We start from the raw sequence: 17,429 nt of genomic DNA, 5'->3' as shown, positions 1-17,429 counted from the left end.
TACGGTAGTAACGTATGATATCACAACAATTCCATGTCCCTACAGTTTTTGACAACTTCGCCGCAACAATCGCGCCACATTCAATTGGAATCGTATCACAGCACCGTGCGGGGCCCTGGTCGGGCTTGGCCGTCCAAAGCCGGGCGGCTTTGAAGCGCATGGGGCGGGGCTTGCGGCACCCGAGGACTGAGGCGTTCGGCATGGCCCAACACAGCACCCGCGACGAGCCACGTGACGGGTGTCAGGGTTGCGTTCAGCAGCATGTCCATCATCGTAATCCCCAAGATAAGTGCGACAGGTCCGACAAAAGGCGACAACGCTGCCTGAGGCTGACGCCGGATATACACACCCATCAAAATCAGAGGCAGAGCCAACAGACCAAATTCTGACAAATAGCCCAGCCAGCCAAAGGTACCGAACACAATGATCCAGCGGCCATCAGGGATCGTGACGATCGTTCCCGTCTCAGAGTCCCGCAAAAGGCTGCGCCCCCAGCCCCCCCAGCCAAAGGCAGGCTTTTCCGCAGCGCGGCCCAAAAGCTGCTCCTCGTTAAAAAATCTATATCCAAGCGATTGCGCACGTTCGGGGCTGAACGCCTCCGCCTGTGCCAGAATTGCATCAAGCGGAATGATGCCAAAGTTGCGCAGCATCGGGTAGGTCAGCGCAATTACCGCAAATGTTGCCGCCAAACCAATTTGCCACCGGGTGGGCACGAACAATACGAGTGGCACCAAGAACAGGCCATACACTAAGGACGCAGCGCTTTTGCAAAGGACCAAGAGGACAAAAAGATAGGCCAGCAGCATCACCGTCTTCCAGCGTTCCTGATTGGGTGCAGCCCGTGCCAAAGCTGCAGCGGCAATCACTCCAGTGCATATAAACATAGCCAACCACAGCCCATGGGGCAGGAAAACAATAGGGCGAAAGCCCTGCCCTCGGATGGTTTGGGCAAAGTCGTGCTGGAAGAAACCGTAGACCCAAATGTTCATTTGTGGGCTCAAGCGGATTTCGGTTAGCGACGGGATTGAATAGGCCAGCGCCCCAATCATGAACGCCAGCAAGAGCTCGCGTAGCCCAGCTTCGGTCGATAGAAACTGTCGCGCCAACAAGAACGGCACAAGGGTCAGGACTTGCGCAATCAACACAGAACCAATGTCGCGCACGGACTGTCCCGGCAGCGCGTCGACAAAGAACACAATCGGATCGGCACCCTGCAGCACCTCGAATAAGATCGCATCGCCATTGGTCAACACGGTTGGAATAGTGCAGAGGACCAGACCAACTACCAAAAGCTGTGCAATCCGGTTGTCGGGCCACAATCGCAGTTTTTCACGCATCCCAAACAGCATGATGGCGAGCACGCTCAAATTCGGGATCGTCACTTTGTCCATGGCGGGCACCAGTGGAAAATTGAACTCGGCCAAAGGTGGCAAAATCAGGTAACCGCCCAGAATTGACCAGATCAACGCGCGCTCAACTTTGAGCGTACGAAAAAGTACAAGGCAAACCGCGGGCCATGCCAATAAGGCGAGATATGCAATTGCGTTTGGCATGTTGCTCCTGAACGACCGTTGTGCATTTACACGCTAGGCATCATCAAGTCATCACGCTACTTTGGCGAAATCTTAGAAACACTGGTCTATCGACATCATGAGACGCATTGAAAACACTAGCAAATCTACCGTAGTGCGCGAAAATCGCGACATTGGGCTGTTGTTTTTCTGCATAATCTTCAAATGAAATTCTTCGGCTCCCGTTTCGAAATCAAGGTCAATATCGCGACTCACGAGGAATTGTTTCACATTCTGCACCAGCGATTTTCTAATCGTATCGGATTCGCGCTCGCCACCTTAAATCTTGATCACCTCACAAAACTGCCCGGTAATTCTGAGTTTTTAGATGCCTACAAAGAACACGACTTGATCGTAGCCGACGGGCGACCGATAGTCTGGCTTTCGAAGGTTGCCGGAGAACCAATCGAATTGATGCCCGGCTCCGACTTGATCCACGGCATGTGCAAGCTTGCAGCTGCAACAAAAACCCCGGTTGCATTTATTGGCAGCAGCGATGATGCGCTCGCGGGTGCCAAAGCCGCCCTAGAACGCGAAATACCCGGCCTGAACATTGCCTTGTGCTATGCGCCACCGTACGGGTTTGATCCCACCGGCGAGGCGGCAAACGCATTTTCCGATATGCTCAATGAGTGCGGTGCAGGCTTGTGTTTCATCGCACTTGGGGCACCCAAGCAGGAGATCTTTGCAGCCCATGCTCGGGTCAAATCTCCGAAGGTCGGCTTTGCCTCTATCGGAGCGGGTTTGGATTTTCTGGCGGGCCATCAGATCCGTGCGCCGCTCTTGATGCGGCAAATGGCATTGGAATGGCTGTGGCGTACCGCTCAGGATCCGCGCCGCATGGTGCCGCGCTATGCAAAGTGCTTTGCTATTTTGCCCCAGCAATTCTGGCATGCAGTGCGGCAGCGGTAACTATTTATATTCGATGAGCCGGGTACGTCCGCCGGTGACTTCACGCCAATAATAGCTAAGCGCGCCCAATGCCTCAGGGAACTTACCCAGAACATTGAACACACCCCAAACCAGACCGCGCTCCTTGGACAGCCGCAACATCTGAAGCGGATAGACCAGCAGAAAAAGCCACGACACCGGCCCAACAAAAAAAACCAGCAGCAAAATCATGGCAGGCAATGCGGCACCCCATATCAGTGAGCGCCTTGTTTCAACAACCCAATGCCGCTCTGGCGGGCTGCCATGCAACCATGCCCCTTCTGCAAAGGCATGGCCCGCTCGTTTGCTGCGTTTCCACCACTGCCCGAACTGCGTGATTTGTGCGTCATGGGCCGTCATTTCGACCTCTAATCGCCAAATGCTCCATCCGGCTGCACGAAGCCGTAAACACAGCTCGGGCTCTTCGCCCGCGATCAGATCATTGCGGTATCCGCCCACCTGCCGAAGCGCATCCATCCGCATCAAAGCGTCCCCACCACAGGCTTTGGCCTCGCCCACCGGTGTGTCCCATTCCAGATCAATCAGCGCATTATAAATTGAACTTTGTGGATGTATCTCGCGGCGACGCCCACAGACCACAGCAACATCGCGATTTTCCTCCAAAAAGCTGCGAGCCTCAGCGAGCCAGCCTTCTTGAATGACACAATCCCCGTCTAGAAACTGCACCAGTGAAATATCCTGCGGCACCTCATCAAGACCCGCATTGCGCGCCCGCGCGGCCGTAAAAGGCTGCGCCATGTCCAGCGCCACAACATTGGCACCACGCGCCTGCGCCGCCCCAATCGATCCATCGTTGGATCCGCTATCGACATAGACAACCATTTCCACCGCACCGCGCAGTGCATCGAGACACGCGATCAAACGCGTGCCTTCGTTGCGGCCAATCACGATGGCAGCGATGCTCATACGGTCTCCTTTGCCGGAAAGGAACGATACGCATAGAGGTAGCCTGAAATCCCTGCTTCATACAACGGTGCGGTTTGGGGGTTTTGGTGGCTACGGTGCCCAGAAACATCCCTACATCTGCGCACATCCATGCTGAAGTAGGGCTGGCGCACTTCAGCGACATCAAGTCTTAAATCCGTCAGGGCCAAACCCGCACTCCGCTCGAAAAGAAACACATGTCAGCACAAAGCCCTGGCACCCTATTCTGCGCCAGCGCGTCGCTCTTTCCAGCGTAAGTAAGCGTTTGCGCCCCAGGTTGCAAAAGGCTCAGGCGGCAGTGAGCGTGGTTTTGCCTCCGATGCGAAGTGCTTTGTGATGTCGCTGTGTTCCCCGGCGGCCTGTTCCGCGGCAGCAATGCCAGTCAATGTGCCGCGCGCGGTGCCCAGCCCGTTCTGCACGCATGCACTAAAAACACCACTATCGATCTCTCCGGTGACGGCCACACCGTTGCGCGTCAAACATAGATGCCCGGCCCATTCATGCGCCATACCAAGCCCCGCAAGCTGTGGAAATCGCGCATCAAACTTGCCGCGTTGCGCTTTTGCAGCCCGCGCTACATCTCCCCCGCCCGCCTGCATTCCGGGGCGCACGCTCGCACAGGTCCGCGTAATGATCCGGTTGCCGCCCTGTGCGCTATCGATACGCCGCATGGTCGTGCCAACGGGGTCCGACGGGGTGACCCCCCAGCGCGGAGCCCCCCCAAGACGGCGCAGTTGATCTTTGTCTAACTCGGGCGTCATGGAGGCGAATAAAAAGAGCTGGATCAACCGCCCCTTGGCGATACCGAAGCTCTCCAAATGTCCGTTCGTGCCCAATATGATCTTTGGGGCGGTAACTGTGCCCTGCCCCGTCGTGACTGCCCAATCCGTGCCTTGCCGCTCAAAGCCTGTCACGGCCGAGCGTTCAAAAATCTCAACGCCGTCACGGCGCAGCCCCATCGCCAACCCGCGAATATAACCCGCAGGCTGCAGGATCAGCGTGCCTGGAGTATAGAGCCCCGAAGCGTAGTAACTGCTGCCCGTCAGCTCTTGCATGGATTGGCGGTCCAGCATTTCTGATGCCTCACCAAGCTGGGCCAAATGGGCGCCGTAGCTGCGGTTATGCGCTTCTCCTGCGGCACCCGCTGCTCCGTTTACCTTACCCACGGGATCGGCATAGGCCGGGTCGATCTGATACTCAGCCACGGCGCTGCGGGCAAAACGGATCGCCGCACGGTTGAGCGCAATCATCGCGCGGTCATCGCCAGTCCCAGCATAATCATCAGACGCCAAATCATGCGGCAAATCGATCATGAAGCCTGAATTCCGCCCCGCAGTCCCTTCCGCGATCGGCAACGCATCCAGCACAACAATCCGCGCCGATGCATCAAGTTGGCGCAACCGGCGCGCAGCCGACAACCCGGCAAAACCCGCGCCGATGATGACCACATCCGCCGTGTGCCGCCCCTCTAACACCGGTCCGTCTGGTGCCGCGCCCAAAATTGTGTTCCACGCCGCCTGTGTCGCAAATTGCGGCGTGGTCTTGGCGCGGTAGCTGTTCAATCGACTGCCTCGCCTGCGTCGTCGCTCAAATCCAGCCAGATGGTTTTCAGCTGCGTATACTGATCATGCGCATGCACACCGTTGTCGCGTCCACCAAATCCAGATTGTTTATAGCCGCCAAACGGCGTCGTAATATCACCCTCGCCGTAGGTGTTGACCGTCACAGTGCCAGCCCGCAGCATCCGCGCCGCGCGCAGGGCACGTTTGCCATTCGCCGTGAAAACACTGGCGCACAGCCCGTAGTCACTGTCATTGGCAACCGCGATAGCCTCGTCAAAGCTCGCCACGTCAATAACGCTCAGCACTGGGCCAAAGATTTCCTCGCGCGCCATTTGGTGATCGCGCGGCACCTCAACCACAGTGGCTTCCACAAAGACGCCATCTTTGGTTCCACCGCCAACGATCGCTTTAGGAGCGCCTCTCAAGTATCCGGAGACTTTATCAAAATGCGCTTTAGAAACCATCGCACCTAGCCGTGTTTCAGGGTCCAGCGGGTCGCCCAATGGCCAGTCGCGCATATATGCTTCAATCCGTTTGAGCAGCGGCTCTTTAACAGCTCTATGCACAATCAACCGGCTGATGGCGCTGCAGTTTTCGCCCATGTTCCAGAGCGCTCCATTGGCGATATGCGCCGCCACACGGTCGAGGTTCTCTGCATCGTCCAACACAATACAGGCGTTTTTACCCCCCATCTCGAGGACGATTTCCTTGGCATTGCTCTCACCTGCATAGCCCAGAAACCGCTTACCCGTCACCGTCGAGCCCGTAAAACTGACCATATCGACGTCCATATGCCGCCCCAATGGCTCGCCAACTTCGGTGCCGCCGCCCGGCAACACCGCCAGCACACCAGCCGGCACCCCTGCCTCATGGGCCAGTTCCGCCATCCGTAACGCTGTGAGTGATGTCTCTTCTGCGGGTTTCACGATCACCGAACAGCCTGCCGCCAACGCCGGTCCAATCTTCCACGCCAGCATCAGCAACGGAAAGTTCCAAGGCAACACCAGCCCCACTACGCCCACTGGTTCTCGTACGACCATCGCGATGTGATCATCCGAGGCAGGTGCGACTTGATCATACATCTTATCAATGGCTTCCGCGTGCCACTTAATGCAATCTATCGATTCCGGGATGTCCGTTTCTTCGCAATCATAGATCGTTTTACCCGCATCAAGGCTCTCCATCACGGCCAGTTCACGCGCGTTGCGTGTCATCAATTTGGCCAGCCTGATCAAGACATCTTTGCGCGCTGACGGATGCAACCGCGACCACCGCCCGTCCTCAAACGCATCGCGCGCCTTTTGCACCGCGAAGTCCACGTCTTGTGCGCCACATGCTGCAATATGGGCCAGGTGCTCTCCGGTCGCGGGGTTCACACTTTCAAAGGTCTTGCCGGATGTGGCCGGGCGATATCCACCATCAACAAAGGCATTGGTGGGAAATTCCAGTCCCTGCACCAGCACGCGGTACTCTTCTTTTGTCAGCAAACCCATCGCCTTATCCCTTCACAATCGCGGAAACGGTCGCCTTTAGCACCCGCACCACCTGTTCCAATTCGCGTTTCTCATCTTTGTTGAGCGGCTTGAGCGGTGGCATCATCCCACCCGCATCAATGCCCGCCACCGTGACGCCGTGCTTTACACAGGCAACAAACTTGCCGCCCTGCTCCAACACCCGCATCAATGGCATCATCGCGCTCATGATTCTCCGGCCCTTGTCATAATCGCCCTCAACCGCGCAGGCTTGATAAAGCGCCACATGTTCTTTGGGCAGGAAATTACTCCCCGCACACACCCAAGATCGCGCGCCCCAGGCAAAGAACTCGAGCGCTTGATCATCCATACCGCATGACATCTGGATATGCGGATAATCGCGCGCCAACAGGTGTACTCGGTTGATATCGCCCGAACTTTCTTTGATCGCGCAGATGTTGCTGCTCCGCCCCACCCGGTCCAGAAACTCTTCGCCCATGTTCACGCCCATCCGGCCCGGGTAATTGTAAAGCATCACTGGAAGGTTCGCCGCCCGGTCAATCGCCAGCGCATTCAGTGCGTTTTCCCGTTCCGTCGGCACAGCGTAAGGCGGTGTTCCGAGCAAAATCGCATCTGCCCCCATCTCGCGCGCACCAGTCGCCAGCGCGATACTATCGGGCGTCCGCATTGTGCCGGTCCCCACAATCAGCGGCAACCGACCCTTTAATCGCTCTTTGGTAAACCGCCCCAGCGCCAGCCGTTCTTCAACGGTTTGGGCATAATTCTCTCCTGTTGAGCCACCCGAAATGAGGCCATGAACCCCCGCCTCAACCAGTTGTTCAATCTGATCCGCCAGCGCGTCGTGGTTAATGCTGCCGTTGGCAAACAAGGGCGTAACAAGGGGTGTGTAGATCCCTTCAAACTTGAAAATGGGCGTCATGGCATCCTCACGTAGGGCTGATTTGCCCCAAGGGGGCCTCCAGCGCGGTTGGCATTACAAATTGGGCAATTCGGTCTCGGGAAAGGTTCCAGTGGTCTTCGGCCAGTTGGGCTGCTGCGGCCTCATCCCCGGCTTCAATGGCAACGATGATCGCCTCATGCTGCTGGCTGGCAGCGTCAAGTTTTTGCGCCGTTTCCGCATCCCGCGGTTGGAAAAAGGTCATCGAAATACGCGCGTGATCAATAAGCAAGCGCCGAAAGCTTGGCAGCAGGTAGATGTTATCGGCCATCTCACCAGTAACCTCGTGAAAGCGGTTATTTGCCAGGGCACGGGCTGCAATGTCGCCCCCGCGCAGAGCCGCACGAAACTGTAGTTGGGCATCTTTGAGGGCGGCGATCTGTAGGGGCCGTGCATTTTGTGCCGCCAACCGCAGAACGGCACCATATATCATCGGAGCCGCCTGAAAAAATCCCCGTAACGTCGTGTGAGACATGTCGCTGACCCGCGCACCCCGGTTTTCGCGCAAATCGACATAGCCGTCTCCGGCCAAATCCCGCAACGCCTCTCGCAGCGGGGTGCGAGACAGTGCAAATTCTTCGGCAAGCAACGCCTCGTCCAGATCCGCACCAGGGGCTAGCGCTTGCGTTATAATGGACCGGCGCAAGTGCACCAGCAAAGCAGCTTTTCGTGATTTTGCCGTCTCGCTCATGCGAATCCTTCCCAGACGCCGTTTCAGTGGCGCTGGTTGAATTATCATAAAATACAACTTGTGTACAATAAGAATTTACAAGTTTTAGGAGTCTAGATTTCCTCGCCCCTCTGGGGCCGTGCCAATGGTATCGCTCTGGCGTAAGGCGGGGGTATAGAACGTCTGGCACGCCCGCCCTGCGTGCTTTGAGGCGTAAAGCGCGACATCAGCATTCGACAACAGATCTTCCATTGAAGGTCGGTCACTGCCGCCAATCCAAACGGTTCCGATGCTGGCCGAAATGCGGCAGCTGTCTGAGTTGAAGGCGATTGGATGTTCAATCCGCTCAATGATCCGCTGGCCCACCCGGCGCAAAATGGTATCTTTGCGCACATCGGGCAAAATGACGGTAAATTCATCACCGCCTACTCGAGCGACGGTGTCCGTGTCGCGGGTTTCCTCAACCATGATATGGGCGACGCATTGCAAAACGTGATCCCCCGCCGCATGGCCCAAAGTGTCGTTAACTGCTTTGAAATGATCCAGGTCGATATGCATCACTGCAAACGGCCGATCCCCGGCGATCAAGCGACTTAATATGTGATCCATGGCGCGCCGGTTTTTCAGTCCCGTCAAAGTGTCGGTAAACGCTTGTTCTTCGGCCGCAATCTTAGCTCCTTGAAGCCGCGTATTCAGCTTGCCTGATGCGTCCATCGCGGCCGATTTGGCCTCCACCAAGTATAGCATCTCAATTGCCAGATCAGTGGCCGCGAAATCTGTGTTGGTCAAAGCATAATCGCGAACCCCATCAAGGATCGAAATGCCAAAGGACATGTTCACAATAACCTGTCCGCTATCTCCAGGGATCGGGACCATTAGCCCTTTCAGCTCGGTTTCTGGCATATCACTCAGCACCAAATGCAGCTTGAGATGGGCCGCCCGCCGCAGATCCGCCATCTCCGTGATCGAACGGGGTCGCTTGATCCGAAACACCTCAAGAAAAGGCTGCCCCACCCAGTCGCACTTGGGTCGCAGCTTTTGCAGTGTCGGCCCTACATGCAAAATACACCCATCCGCCCCAAGCATCAGATGCATCGGGCAAAGCACATCAAGCACCTCTGGGCACGGTGCGTCTATCATCCTGCGCGCGCCCCTAACTCAAACGCGCGACCGGCGGCGAATTCGGCTTCAACCAACGTAATGCTAATGTTCTCTCGCCCGGCAATGCACCCCATATGCTCAAGCAGTGCGAGCGCACCGTAATCATCCGCCATCGCCCGCAAAGTCCCCATCAGGACGTGACCAAACCCATCAACCCCGCTGCTACAGACCAAACTATAGCGGCCTTCCTCATGGTCCAGCAGTTCAATCTCTGGCAGATCAAGATCTGAGACCGCCAATCGTGCCCGATCGGGCAAATCATCCAGCGAATGCAGAAATTCTTCGAAATTCACGCCCCCAAAACGCAGCAACCGGCGCAAAGCCTCTACTTTGGGGTTTGAAACGAGATAGGTCCCAATGTCCTCCATCAGTTCTTCTCGTGGACGCGACAACACCATACTAACGGCATCCAATATCGCAGGCGTCATAGCGTCATCATAGCTGAGCATCGCTTCGATCTCGGGCGAGTCGAGGCCTGCCGCCGCAGCCGCATCTTCCCAGAGCTTCTGGCCATAGCTGTCGACAACGTAATTTTGGATGCTTCGGTTGATAAGCCCGTGCATGATGCCTCTTTCAATTCTTCTGACAAAGTGATGCCCGAAGAGTTTTAAGAAGTCGCAAACATCCTCAATTCGAAGTATTTTCTCAGCCGCAAAACTGTCCAAGACCTATTAAAAATCGGTCGGCGCACCGCCTTCGCTTTTGCGACGCTCCACAAATGCTGCCAGCTCTTCGCGGATTGCCGCATCCATAGGCGGCTCTTCAAACGATCCCACGATCTCTTTGAACATATGATGTGCGCGCTCAGCCGTCCAAATGCCCCCGGCCAGCTCCCAACCTTCGTAGTTGCGCCAATCACTGAGGAAAGGCTGGTAAAAGGCGGTCGTATAGCGGTCTTGGGTATGCTGGATGCCAAAGAAATGGCCCTGATTTCCGACCGATTTAATCGCATCCAACGCAATCTCATCCGGCCCCGTCGCGCAGATTTCTGGGGCCATATAGCGCTGAATTTGCTGCAAAATTTCGCAATCCATGATGAATTTCTCCGGAGACGCAATCAGCCCGCCCTCGAGCCAACCCGCCGCGTGATAGACCATATTGGTGCCAGATTGCACCGCCGCCCAAAGCGAATTGGACGTCTCCCACATGGCCTGCCCATCCGGTACATTCGCGGCACACACCCCCGAGGACCGCATCGGCAAACCGTAATAACGGCACATCTGCCCGGTCATTTGCGTCGCGCGCATATATTCAGGCGTCCCAAACGCAGGTGCCCCCGATTTCATGTCCACGTTTGAGGTAAACGTCCCCACTGCCACGGATGCCCCCGGTCGAATGATTTGCGCCAGCACCACCGCACAGAGCGCTTCAGCCAATGATTGAGCGACAGCGCCCGACATGGTCACCGGTGCCATCGCACCAGCCAGCGTAAAGGGCGTCACAACCAGCGCCTGATTGCGCCGTGCCATCCGCATCCACCCATCCATCATCGGAAAGTCATGCTTCAACGGCGAAGTTGAATTGATGTTGGTGTACATCTTAGGGCTGGCCTCAAACTCCGCATCGGTCCAACCGCCTGAGATACGCACCATTTCCATCACGTCCTCAACGCGTTCCTTGCCCAAGGAATAGGCGTGCATCACCTTGTCTGTGATTGTCAGCTTGTCATAAAGCACGTCCAGATGCCGGACAGAGGGGTGGATATCCACCGGCTCCACCGGATAGCCGCCTGCAAAGTGGATGCAGTTGAAATACTGGGTCAGCCGCAGCAAGTCTTTGCACATTTCGCGGGTACCCGAAACTTTGGTGCCCAGTTTCATATCCCAATAATTCGGGGGCGAAGATACGTTACCAAACAACAGGTTATTGCCCCCGACCGTGATCTTGCGGTCAGGGTTTCGCGGCGTCAGTGTGAATTCGGATGGGGCCATGGCGACATATTCCATCACCATATCACGGCCCATCCGCACGTTTTCGCCGTCGATCGTACACCCGGCCTTGCGCAAAATCTCAAGCGCTTCGGGGTTCAGAAATTCGATCCCGATCTCTTCAAGAATGCGCATGGCACCATCGTGAACGGCCTCAATCCCTTCGGGACCCAGGGGTTCCGTCGGGCGGTCGATATTGACAGGCGGGTTCCAAGGCATCTGCTCGATGACGGCCGTGCCACGCCGCGTCTGCGCGCCTGCGCGTCCACCACCACGCGTCCTGCGTTTGGATTCCTGTGCCATATGCTGTTCCTCCCGGGGCTGCGATGTCGACCTCTCAACAAAGCCTCACCGGGTCGCGTCCAGCCGTTCTGTTCACGACGACACATGTCGTTTTCAAACAGCGCGCCCGCTATTGCGCGTCCAGCCAGCCGGGCAATTCGCCAATATCGGCCAACACAACATCCGCATGGGGCATCAGGGTTTCGCGGTCTGCCATCCCTGTCAGCACACCAACGCAAGACATCCCTGCCGCACGGCCGGCCAACAGATCATGGGTGCTGTCGCCAACCATTACCACGGTCTCAGGCGCCAGTGACATCGCTTGGGCAAAGCCCAGCAATTGCCCAGGCGCAGGTTTACCACCAAAGCCACTGTCAAACCCTGCTATGAAATCAAAGTACGTCGTTGCTCCAGCCCGGTCCAGATGCGCACGTGCAGGCGCTTCGGCATCATTGGTCGCAACGCCCAGCTTCATTCCACACCCGCGCAGCCCTTCCAGAAACGGGATTAGCGGAACCGCCTCTGCTTGCGGCGCGTCGGTAGCCTCTTCGTTTAGCATATCAAACACCCCGTCCCGCGACAGATGCGGAAAATGCGGGGCCAACGCATCGGCCACCTCGCCAGGCGTCCCGGCGATCACGATACTATCTCTTTGGAAGGTATGGCTTTCTAGATCAAAACCGATGGCCCGACCAACTTCGGCCGCCTGCATGCGGTCGCCCTCGCTTGCGCGCAACAAGAACGCTTGTGCCCAAACTTCCCACGTCGCGGCAAAATCAAAAAGCGTGCCATCTTTGTCAAAGAGCACTCCTGCAAAAATACTCATGTCCAGTGCACCTGCGCGCCACCGGGCAGCATCTGGCGTGCCTCAAAAACGCGCTCGTAAGGGACCGTCACGCTGTCACAAAAAGAAATCACCCAAGCATCATCCATCATCAAGAAATCAAGCACCCCGATCAGAAACGCCGGATCACCCGCACTTTTGCGCAGATCTTCTTGCGACGCGCCGCTACTGCCCTGGAAAACCGGCCAAAGTTCGTCATTCCCCACCAACCAAGTCAGTGCCTGCAGGGCGAGCACTTCGGCGGATTCTCGCGTATATTCCATAATACCTCTGTGTCTAATCCGAGCCTTCTCAACGCTTTGTTAACCAATCCCGTCAAGAACTAAAGCACGAAGATCTACCTTGGCTTGAAAGGACCACTCGTGCAGGGCAAAATCCTAATCGTTGACGCTATCGCGACCAATCGCATCGTTCTCAAGGTTAAACTTGCGTCAGCCTTTTACAAGGTATTGCAAGCGGCCTCGGTGACCGAAGCGATCAGCATGGTGGCCCTTGAACAGCCCGACCTAGTGATCACCGCATTTGCCCTGCCTGATGGCGATGCGGCCGGTCTGTGCCGCGCGATGCGCGACCAACCTGCGTCCGAGCATACGCCGATCATGGCAATCGGTGCTCTTTCTAACAAGGATCTGCGCGTCACCACGCTTGAGGCAGGCGTGCAGGACGTGATGCTCAAACCGCTCAATGACACGCTGCTATTGGGCCGCGTGCGCAGCTTGATCCGTGCTCAGAATGCGGCCGCCGAATGGCAGATGCGCGATGATACCACCCGTGCGCTCGGCATGGCGGAACCAAGCTCTCCTTTCACACCCCTACAACTTGCAGATAAAGGCCCCGCTGGCTACGTCACGGTTATCAGCACCGAACCCGCCCGCTTGCACAGTTGGTTGCACCGTTTGCGCCCTATGCTAGCGTGCCAGCTGGCCATGGCCGATCCCGGGGACGCCCTGGGCGGTCCCGACAGCCTTACCACCCCCGATGCTTATGTGCTTGTCTTGCCCGCCTCCCCCAAGCTTGCGGCAGATACGCTGCGGTTGATCTCAGCTTTGCGCGCCAACAGTTCGACCCGTCATGCGGGCCTTTTGGTGCTGCAAACCGCAGGTGATCCTGCCTTGGCCGCAAACGCGCTTGATCTTGGGGCCGATGATCTAATGACCGATGGGTTCGAGGAAAAAGAGCTCGCCTTGCGCCTCAAAGCGCTGTTGCGCCGCAAACGCATGGCGGATCAGCTGCGCAAAACGGTGCGCACTGGCCTGCGTGCCGCGATGTTTGACCCGCTGACAGGTCTGCACAACCGTCGCTACGCCATGCCGCATCTGTCGCGCATCGCAGAACACAGCGCGGCAAATGCGCGCCCCTTTGCCGTCATGTTAGCGGATATGGATCATTTCAAACGCATCAACGACATCTACGGCCATGCCTCCGGTGATGCGGTGCTGGTGGAAACCGCGCGCCGGCTGCGCAGCAACCTGCGCAGCGTCGATATGGTCGCGCGCCTAGGTGGTGAGGAATTCCTGATCGTTATGTCTGGCACTGCCATGGACGATGCGCGCGAAACCGCACGCGAAATCTGCCAGCATATTGGCGGCACACCATTCGACATTCCGGGATCTGACACGGCGGTTTCCGCAACAATCAGCATCGGCCTCGCCATGGGTGGCCTCACATGCGACAGCGCTAATCACAAAGGACGCGACGCCGATGCTCTGCTCGATCTGGCCGACAAGGCGCTCTACGCCGCCAAGATGAAGGGTCGCAACCGTGTCACCCTCAGCCGCCCCGCGGCCTGAACGGCACCAGGCTGCACCCCTCAGTTTTTACGGGTGCGCTTTCGGCGAGGTTTGCTAATGATCTTTTCAAGCCGTTCCGCATAGGCCGCCCGCTCTTCGTCATTCATTTCGCTCACCCGCTCCAACCAAGCCATCTGCGCAGTATCTTGTGCCGCCAATGACCCGGCGCGCTGAGTGCTCAACAACGCCGCAACCGCGTCAGCTTCAAACGGGGCCGCACGCAACGCCTCCAATACGGCTTGATATTGTTCGCGGCGCGGACCTCCACGGTCAACTTTGGGCTCTGCTGCCTCCAAGCGACTGCGCAGTGCATGCCGGTCTTCTTTGTCCAGCGCCCAGACATAAGGAGCCGCAAACCCACGCATCCCGCCCGTCCTTGATGGCCCATCTGCGTTCCCGGACATCCGCCAAGCGATCCCGGCCACCGCTGCAATCACCGCTACATTCAGCGCAAGCGATGCCACTAGAACCACCTTCATCAGCCGCCGTTTCTTTGCTGGTTTTTCCATGGTCCTATCCTTCATCACTATACCAACCAAAGCCATCCAGCTCCGGCTCATCACCCAATTCGATCTCCAAAAGCGTCGTCGGATCTGGCAACCCTTCAGGCGGTGCTACCCCAATCCAAAATCCAACCACAGCAGCCGTCGCGATCCCGCTCAGTCCCGCCATACCGCCAAGCCCGAGCAACACGCTATTCCAAAGAGACCCGCGCGCTGCGGGCTGTGCGGCTATTGCCTGCGTTTCAAGCTGCGCCATAAATCCATCACGCATAGCGGGTGCATTGGCCCGGGCATCCTCAAACAAAGCTTCAAGCTGCATGTCATCATCCTCAAGTCGTGTCATCATCATACCCCAATGCTGGTCGCTGCGCCGCCAATGCGGCCGTAAGCGCCCGTTTTCCGCGCGCGGTCAGGCTTTCTACCGCTTCGACACCAATCTCTAGTATCTGTGCGATCTGCGGGTTCGCCAACCCATCTAAATGGCGCAAAACAACCGCTTGTCGTTGCCGATCAGGCAAGCTGTTCAGCGCAATCTTCAAGGCCCCCATCCGCGCAGCTTGCTGCAATTGCGCTTCGGCCCCTAGGGTCGTATCCGCCGGTTCGTCCACATCATCCAAAGGCACGGAACGCCGCGCCCGCAGCCTGTCAGTGCATAAATTGGCCGTCACCCGGAACAACCAAGTTGAAATTTGCGCGCGGCCTGCATCCCAGTCCGGTGCGATCTTCCACAGGCGCATCAAAGCATCCTGCGTCACGTCTTCTGCTTCTGCCGCATCACCCAGCACCCGCACAGCATGGCCAAAAATCCGCGGCGCATGGGCACGGGTCAATTGCCGCGCTACGCTTTGGTCCCCCGCCACGTATGCCGCCAGTAGATCCGCGTCTTTTGCCCGCGCGGCGTCATGTTCTGAGCCGCCTGTCACTGCCTCAACACTCCCTTCATGCGCGCCGCATCTCTTTCCGACGCGCATGTAATTCACCTCATCAGCATGGCGTTCGCCGCCATAAAGCCTCACTCAGTAGGACGTTTGTCGCCATGACGTTTCTTGCCATGCTTTCGCATCTTTTCAAACTCTTCAGCACTCAGCGTTCCATTGCCATCCGCGTCAAGCCGCGCAAACATTTTTGCTGGATCACGGCGGCCTTTCATCTCTTCGGGCGACAGTTTTCCGTCATTATCGGCGTCCATCCGATCAAATTTGCGCGTTGCGCGCTCTGCACGTCGCTCATCCGCTGCTGCTGTCACTTCGGCCTTATCAAGGAAACCGTCGCCATCTGTATCTGCTTTTGCAAACCGCTCAGCGGCCTTAGCCTGCAGCTCCGCTTGCGTCAGCTCACCATTGCCATCAACGTCAAGCGTTTCAAAGGCGGGACCCTTGCCTGCATCACGAGCGTCCGCTGCAGTGCTGCCCAAACCGACCAGAATGGCGGCTGTCAAAATTGCCTCTTTATACATCTTCTTCTCCTAGACGTTTGTGTCGTCGCCGCCGCCTTGTGCGGCGCGATCACAAGGTCCTACGCACCCCATCTTCAATTCCGTCGCAATTAGTTTCTCGAAATTTTGCCACCCCCGCACCCCGAGACATTTCGCCGCCTTCCAATTAGCCGCCAATTCCGTCACAGAAGGCACAATGCGAAGGATACCTGCGATGCAAACCCCCACCACAGTCCCAAATTCAGATCTAGACCAAAGCCAACCAGACGAACGTCTGCGCATGCCTGCAATGATGCGCGGATGGCGGCGCAAATGCCCCAACTGTGGCGCAGGCCCCCTGCTGCATGGGTATCTTAAGGTAAACGATCACTGCACTGTCTGCCGCGAGGAATTTCATCACCACCGTGCCGATGATGGCCCTGCCTACCTGACCATTTTGGTGGTCGGGCACCTGATGGCACCATCTCTGCATTTTGCCTTCGTCACATGGCGGCCAGAGCCCTTGACCCTTTTTACCATCTTCGCGGTTGGCACGGTCGCCTTGTCGCTTTACCTTCTGCCTAGAATGAAGGGAGCCCTGATAGGCTTCCAATGGGCCAAGGAAATGGGCGGCTTCGCACGCAGCACTTAAAGGCCAGTATTTGGGCGGAGACGGCATGACCACCGACACTAAACCCATCGATAAATCAGCCATTCGCAACGCAGCCACCGTCATTGTGATCCGTGACCGAATGACGGTGCCTTCAGTCTTAATGGGCCAGCGCGGCGCGAAAGCCGTGTTCATGCCCAACAAATTCGTCTTTCCCGGCGGTGCGGTGGATGCTGGGGATGCAGACATCGCCCTTGCCACCGCGCTAAATCCCATCTGTGCTGCCCGGCTGACCGAGGATGCGCACGCGCCCCTGGCCCACGCCCTTGCCATTGCTGCTATCCGCGAACTCTGGGAGGAGACCGGCTTGATCTTGGGTCAATCCGGCTCTTGGCAAACCGCGCCGCCCCCGGATTGGGCGACCTATGCCGCCACCGGCCACGTGCCCGATGCCTCTGCCTTACAGTTTGTGTTTCGTGCTTTGACACCGCCCGGCCGTCCCCGACGCTTTGATGCGCGCTTCTTTTTGGTCGATGCTGATGCCATTTCGACCGACCTCGATGATTTTAAAGCCGCCACAGACGAATTATCGCATTTGCAATGGGTGCCAATTGCCGACGCGCGGGCCTTTGATATGCCCTTCATTACCGAAGTTGCATTGGCCGAAATACAGGCTCGCGCCCATGATCTGGCCCCTCCGTCCTCCGTTCCGTTTTTCAAAAATAACGACGAGGAAAGCCTGTTCTTGCGCCTGCGCGGCCACTCAATGAGCTGAGCACGTAGCGTACC

Annotated in this window: 19 protein-coding genes; 4 read left to right on the top strand and 15 right to left on the bottom strand. The window is 57.2% G+C overall.

What is annotated here, in order from left to right; translation table 11 throughout:
- Nucleotides 1-95 precede the first annotated feature (95 nt).
- The gene (locus C1J03_RS07725) at nucleotides 96-1,553 is read right to left on the bottom strand and encodes a hypothetical protein (protein ID WP_216825907.1); all 1,458 of its coding nucleotides are present in this window, start codon (nucleotides 1,551-1,553) and stop codon (nucleotides 96-98) included.
- A 183-nt stretch (nucleotides 1,554-1,736) separates the two neighbouring features.
- Here C1J03_RS07725 and C1J03_RS07720 point away from each other — a divergent pair, with 183 nt between their 5' ends.
- Complete coding sequence (locus C1J03_RS07720) at nucleotides 1,737-2,483, top strand: WecB/TagA/CpsF family glycosyltransferase (protein ID WP_114885258.1); 747 nt, start codon at nucleotides 1,737-1,739, stop codon at nucleotides 2,481-2,483.
- Here the strand turns inward: C1J03_RS07720 and C1J03_RS07715 are convergent, their stop codons facing one another.
- The 10 genes from C1J03_RS07715 to C1J03_RS07670 form a co-directional block, all read right to left on the bottom strand.
- Nucleotides 2,484-3,428 carry a glycosyltransferase gene (locus C1J03_RS07715; RefSeq protein ID WP_114885256.1) on the bottom strand — a complete coding sequence of 315 codons (945 nt, stop codon included), beginning with the start codon at nucleotides 3,426-3,428 and terminating at the stop codon, nucleotides 2,484-2,486.
- A 239-nt stretch (nucleotides 3,429-3,667) separates the two neighbouring features.
- Complete coding sequence (locus tag C1J03_RS07710) at nucleotides 3,668-5,008, bottom strand: NAD(P)/FAD-dependent oxidoreductase (protein WP_114885253.1); 1,341 nt, start codon at nucleotides 5,006-5,008, stop codon at nucleotides 3,668-3,670.
- Nucleotides 5,005-6,501, bottom strand: coding sequence for an aldehyde dehydrogenase (locus C1J03_RS07705; RefSeq protein WP_114885252.1), 1,497 nt, complete (start codon nucleotides 6,499-6,501; stop codon nucleotides 5,005-5,007). Before C1J03_RS07705 ends, C1J03_RS07710 begins: the two co-directional genes overlap by 4 nt.
- A gap of 4 nt (nucleotides 6,502-6,505) precedes the next feature.
- Nucleotides 6,506-7,420, bottom strand: coding sequence for a dihydrodipicolinate synthase family protein (locus C1J03_RS07700; RefSeq protein ID WP_114885250.1), 915 nt, complete (start codon nucleotides 7,418-7,420; stop codon nucleotides 6,506-6,508).
- Nucleotides 7,421-7,427: 7 nt separating this feature from the next.
- Nucleotides 7,428-8,129 carry a GntR family transcriptional regulator gene (locus C1J03_RS07695; RefSeq protein WP_114885248.1) on the bottom strand — a complete coding sequence of 234 codons (702 nt, stop codon included), beginning with the start codon at nucleotides 8,127-8,129 and terminating at the stop codon, nucleotides 7,428-7,430.
- Nucleotides 8,130-8,213: 84 nt separating this feature from the next.
- The gene (locus C1J03_RS07690) at nucleotides 8,214-9,248 is read right to left on the bottom strand and encodes a diguanylate cyclase domain-containing protein (protein WP_254694213.1); all 1,035 of its coding nucleotides are present in this window, start codon (nucleotides 9,246-9,248) and stop codon (nucleotides 8,214-8,216) included.
- Nucleotides 9,245-9,832, bottom strand: a complete 588-nt coding sequence (locus C1J03_RS07685; protein ID WP_114885246.1) for a heme NO-binding domain-containing protein — start codon at nucleotides 9,830-9,832, stop codon at nucleotides 9,245-9,247. Before C1J03_RS07685 ends, C1J03_RS07690 begins: the two co-directional genes overlap by 4 nt.
- Nucleotides 9,833-9,940: 108 nt before the next feature.
- Complete coding sequence (locus C1J03_RS07680; RefSeq protein ID WP_114885244.1) at nucleotides 9,941-11,500, bottom strand: trimethylamine methyltransferase family protein; 1,560 nt, start codon at nucleotides 11,498-11,500, stop codon at nucleotides 9,941-9,943.
- A gap of 109 nt (nucleotides 11,501-11,609) precedes the next feature.
- A complete protein-coding gene (locus C1J03_RS07675) occupies nucleotides 11,610-12,305 on the bottom strand; it encodes an HAD family hydrolase (RefSeq protein ID WP_174234449.1) in 696 nt (231 codons plus the stop codon).
- The gene (locus C1J03_RS07670; protein WP_114885239.1) at nucleotides 12,302-12,586 is read right to left on the bottom strand and encodes a DUF3572 domain-containing protein; all 285 of its coding nucleotides are present in this window, start codon (nucleotides 12,584-12,586) and stop codon (nucleotides 12,302-12,304) included. Before C1J03_RS07670 ends, C1J03_RS07675 begins: the two co-directional genes overlap by 4 nt.
- A 99-nt stretch (nucleotides 12,587-12,685) precedes the next feature.
- Here C1J03_RS07670 and C1J03_RS07665 point away from each other — a divergent pair, with 99 nt between their 5' ends.
- Nucleotides 12,686-14,113, top strand: coding sequence for a diguanylate cyclase (locus C1J03_RS07665; RefSeq protein ID WP_114885237.1), 1,428 nt, complete (start codon nucleotides 12,686-12,688; stop codon nucleotides 14,111-14,113).
- A 20-nt stretch (nucleotides 14,114-14,133) separates the two neighbouring features.
- On the opposite strand, the gene C1J03_RS07660 is transcribed toward C1J03_RS07665, so the two are convergent.
- The 4 genes from C1J03_RS07660 to C1J03_RS07645 are packed head-to-tail and all read right to left on the bottom strand — an operon-like array spanning nucleotide 14,134 to nucleotide 16,072.
- Nucleotides 14,134-14,622: a periplasmic heavy metal sensor gene (locus tag C1J03_RS07660; RefSeq protein ID WP_162798471.1), complete on the bottom strand. Its 489-nt coding sequence runs from the start codon at nucleotides 14,620-14,622 to the stop codon at nucleotides 14,134-14,136.
- A gap of 4 nt (nucleotides 14,623-14,626) precedes the next feature.
- Entirely contained in the window at nucleotides 14,627-14,965 is a 339-nt protein-coding gene (locus tag C1J03_RS07655; RefSeq protein ID WP_216825906.1) for a hypothetical protein, read from the bottom strand.
- Complete coding sequence (locus C1J03_RS07650; RefSeq protein WP_114888906.1) at nucleotides 14,946-15,587, bottom strand: RNA polymerase sigma factor; 642 nt, start codon at nucleotides 15,585-15,587, stop codon at nucleotides 14,946-14,948. The genes C1J03_RS07655 and C1J03_RS07650 overlap by 20 nt, the downstream gene beginning before the upstream one ends.
- Nucleotides 15,588-15,628: 41 nt before the next feature.
- Complete coding sequence (locus tag C1J03_RS07645) at nucleotides 15,629-16,072, bottom strand: EF-hand domain-containing protein (RefSeq protein WP_114885231.1); 444 nt, start codon at nucleotides 16,070-16,072, stop codon at nucleotides 15,629-15,631.
- Nucleotides 16,073-16,331: 259 nt separating this feature from the next.
- Here C1J03_RS07645 and C1J03_RS07640 point away from each other — a divergent pair, with 259 nt between their 5' ends.
- Both C1J03_RS07640 and C1J03_RS07635 read left to right on the top strand, forming a co-directional pair.
- Nucleotides 16,332-16,682 (top strand): DUF983 domain-containing protein, encoded by a 351-nt coding sequence (locus tag C1J03_RS07640; protein WP_114888905.1) that lies wholly within the window; start codon nucleotides 16,332-16,334, stop codon nucleotides 16,680-16,682.
- 25 nt (nucleotides 16,683-16,707) lie between these two features.
- Nucleotides 16,708-17,415: an NUDIX hydrolase gene (locus C1J03_RS07635; RefSeq protein WP_114885229.1), complete on the top strand. Its 708-nt coding sequence runs from the start codon at nucleotides 16,708-16,710 to the stop codon at nucleotides 17,413-17,415.
- Nucleotides 17,416-17,429: the final 14 nt, after the last annotated feature.

This window comes from Sulfitobacter sp. SK012 (genome assembly GCF_003352085.1).
In the GTDB taxonomy this organism is placed as follows: domain Bacteria; phylum Pseudomonadota; class Alphaproteobacteria; order Rhodobacterales; family Rhodobacteraceae; genus Sulfitobacter.
Note: the sequence above shows the minus strand (reverse complement) of the source record. Positions and strands in the feature narration are given on the sequence as shown.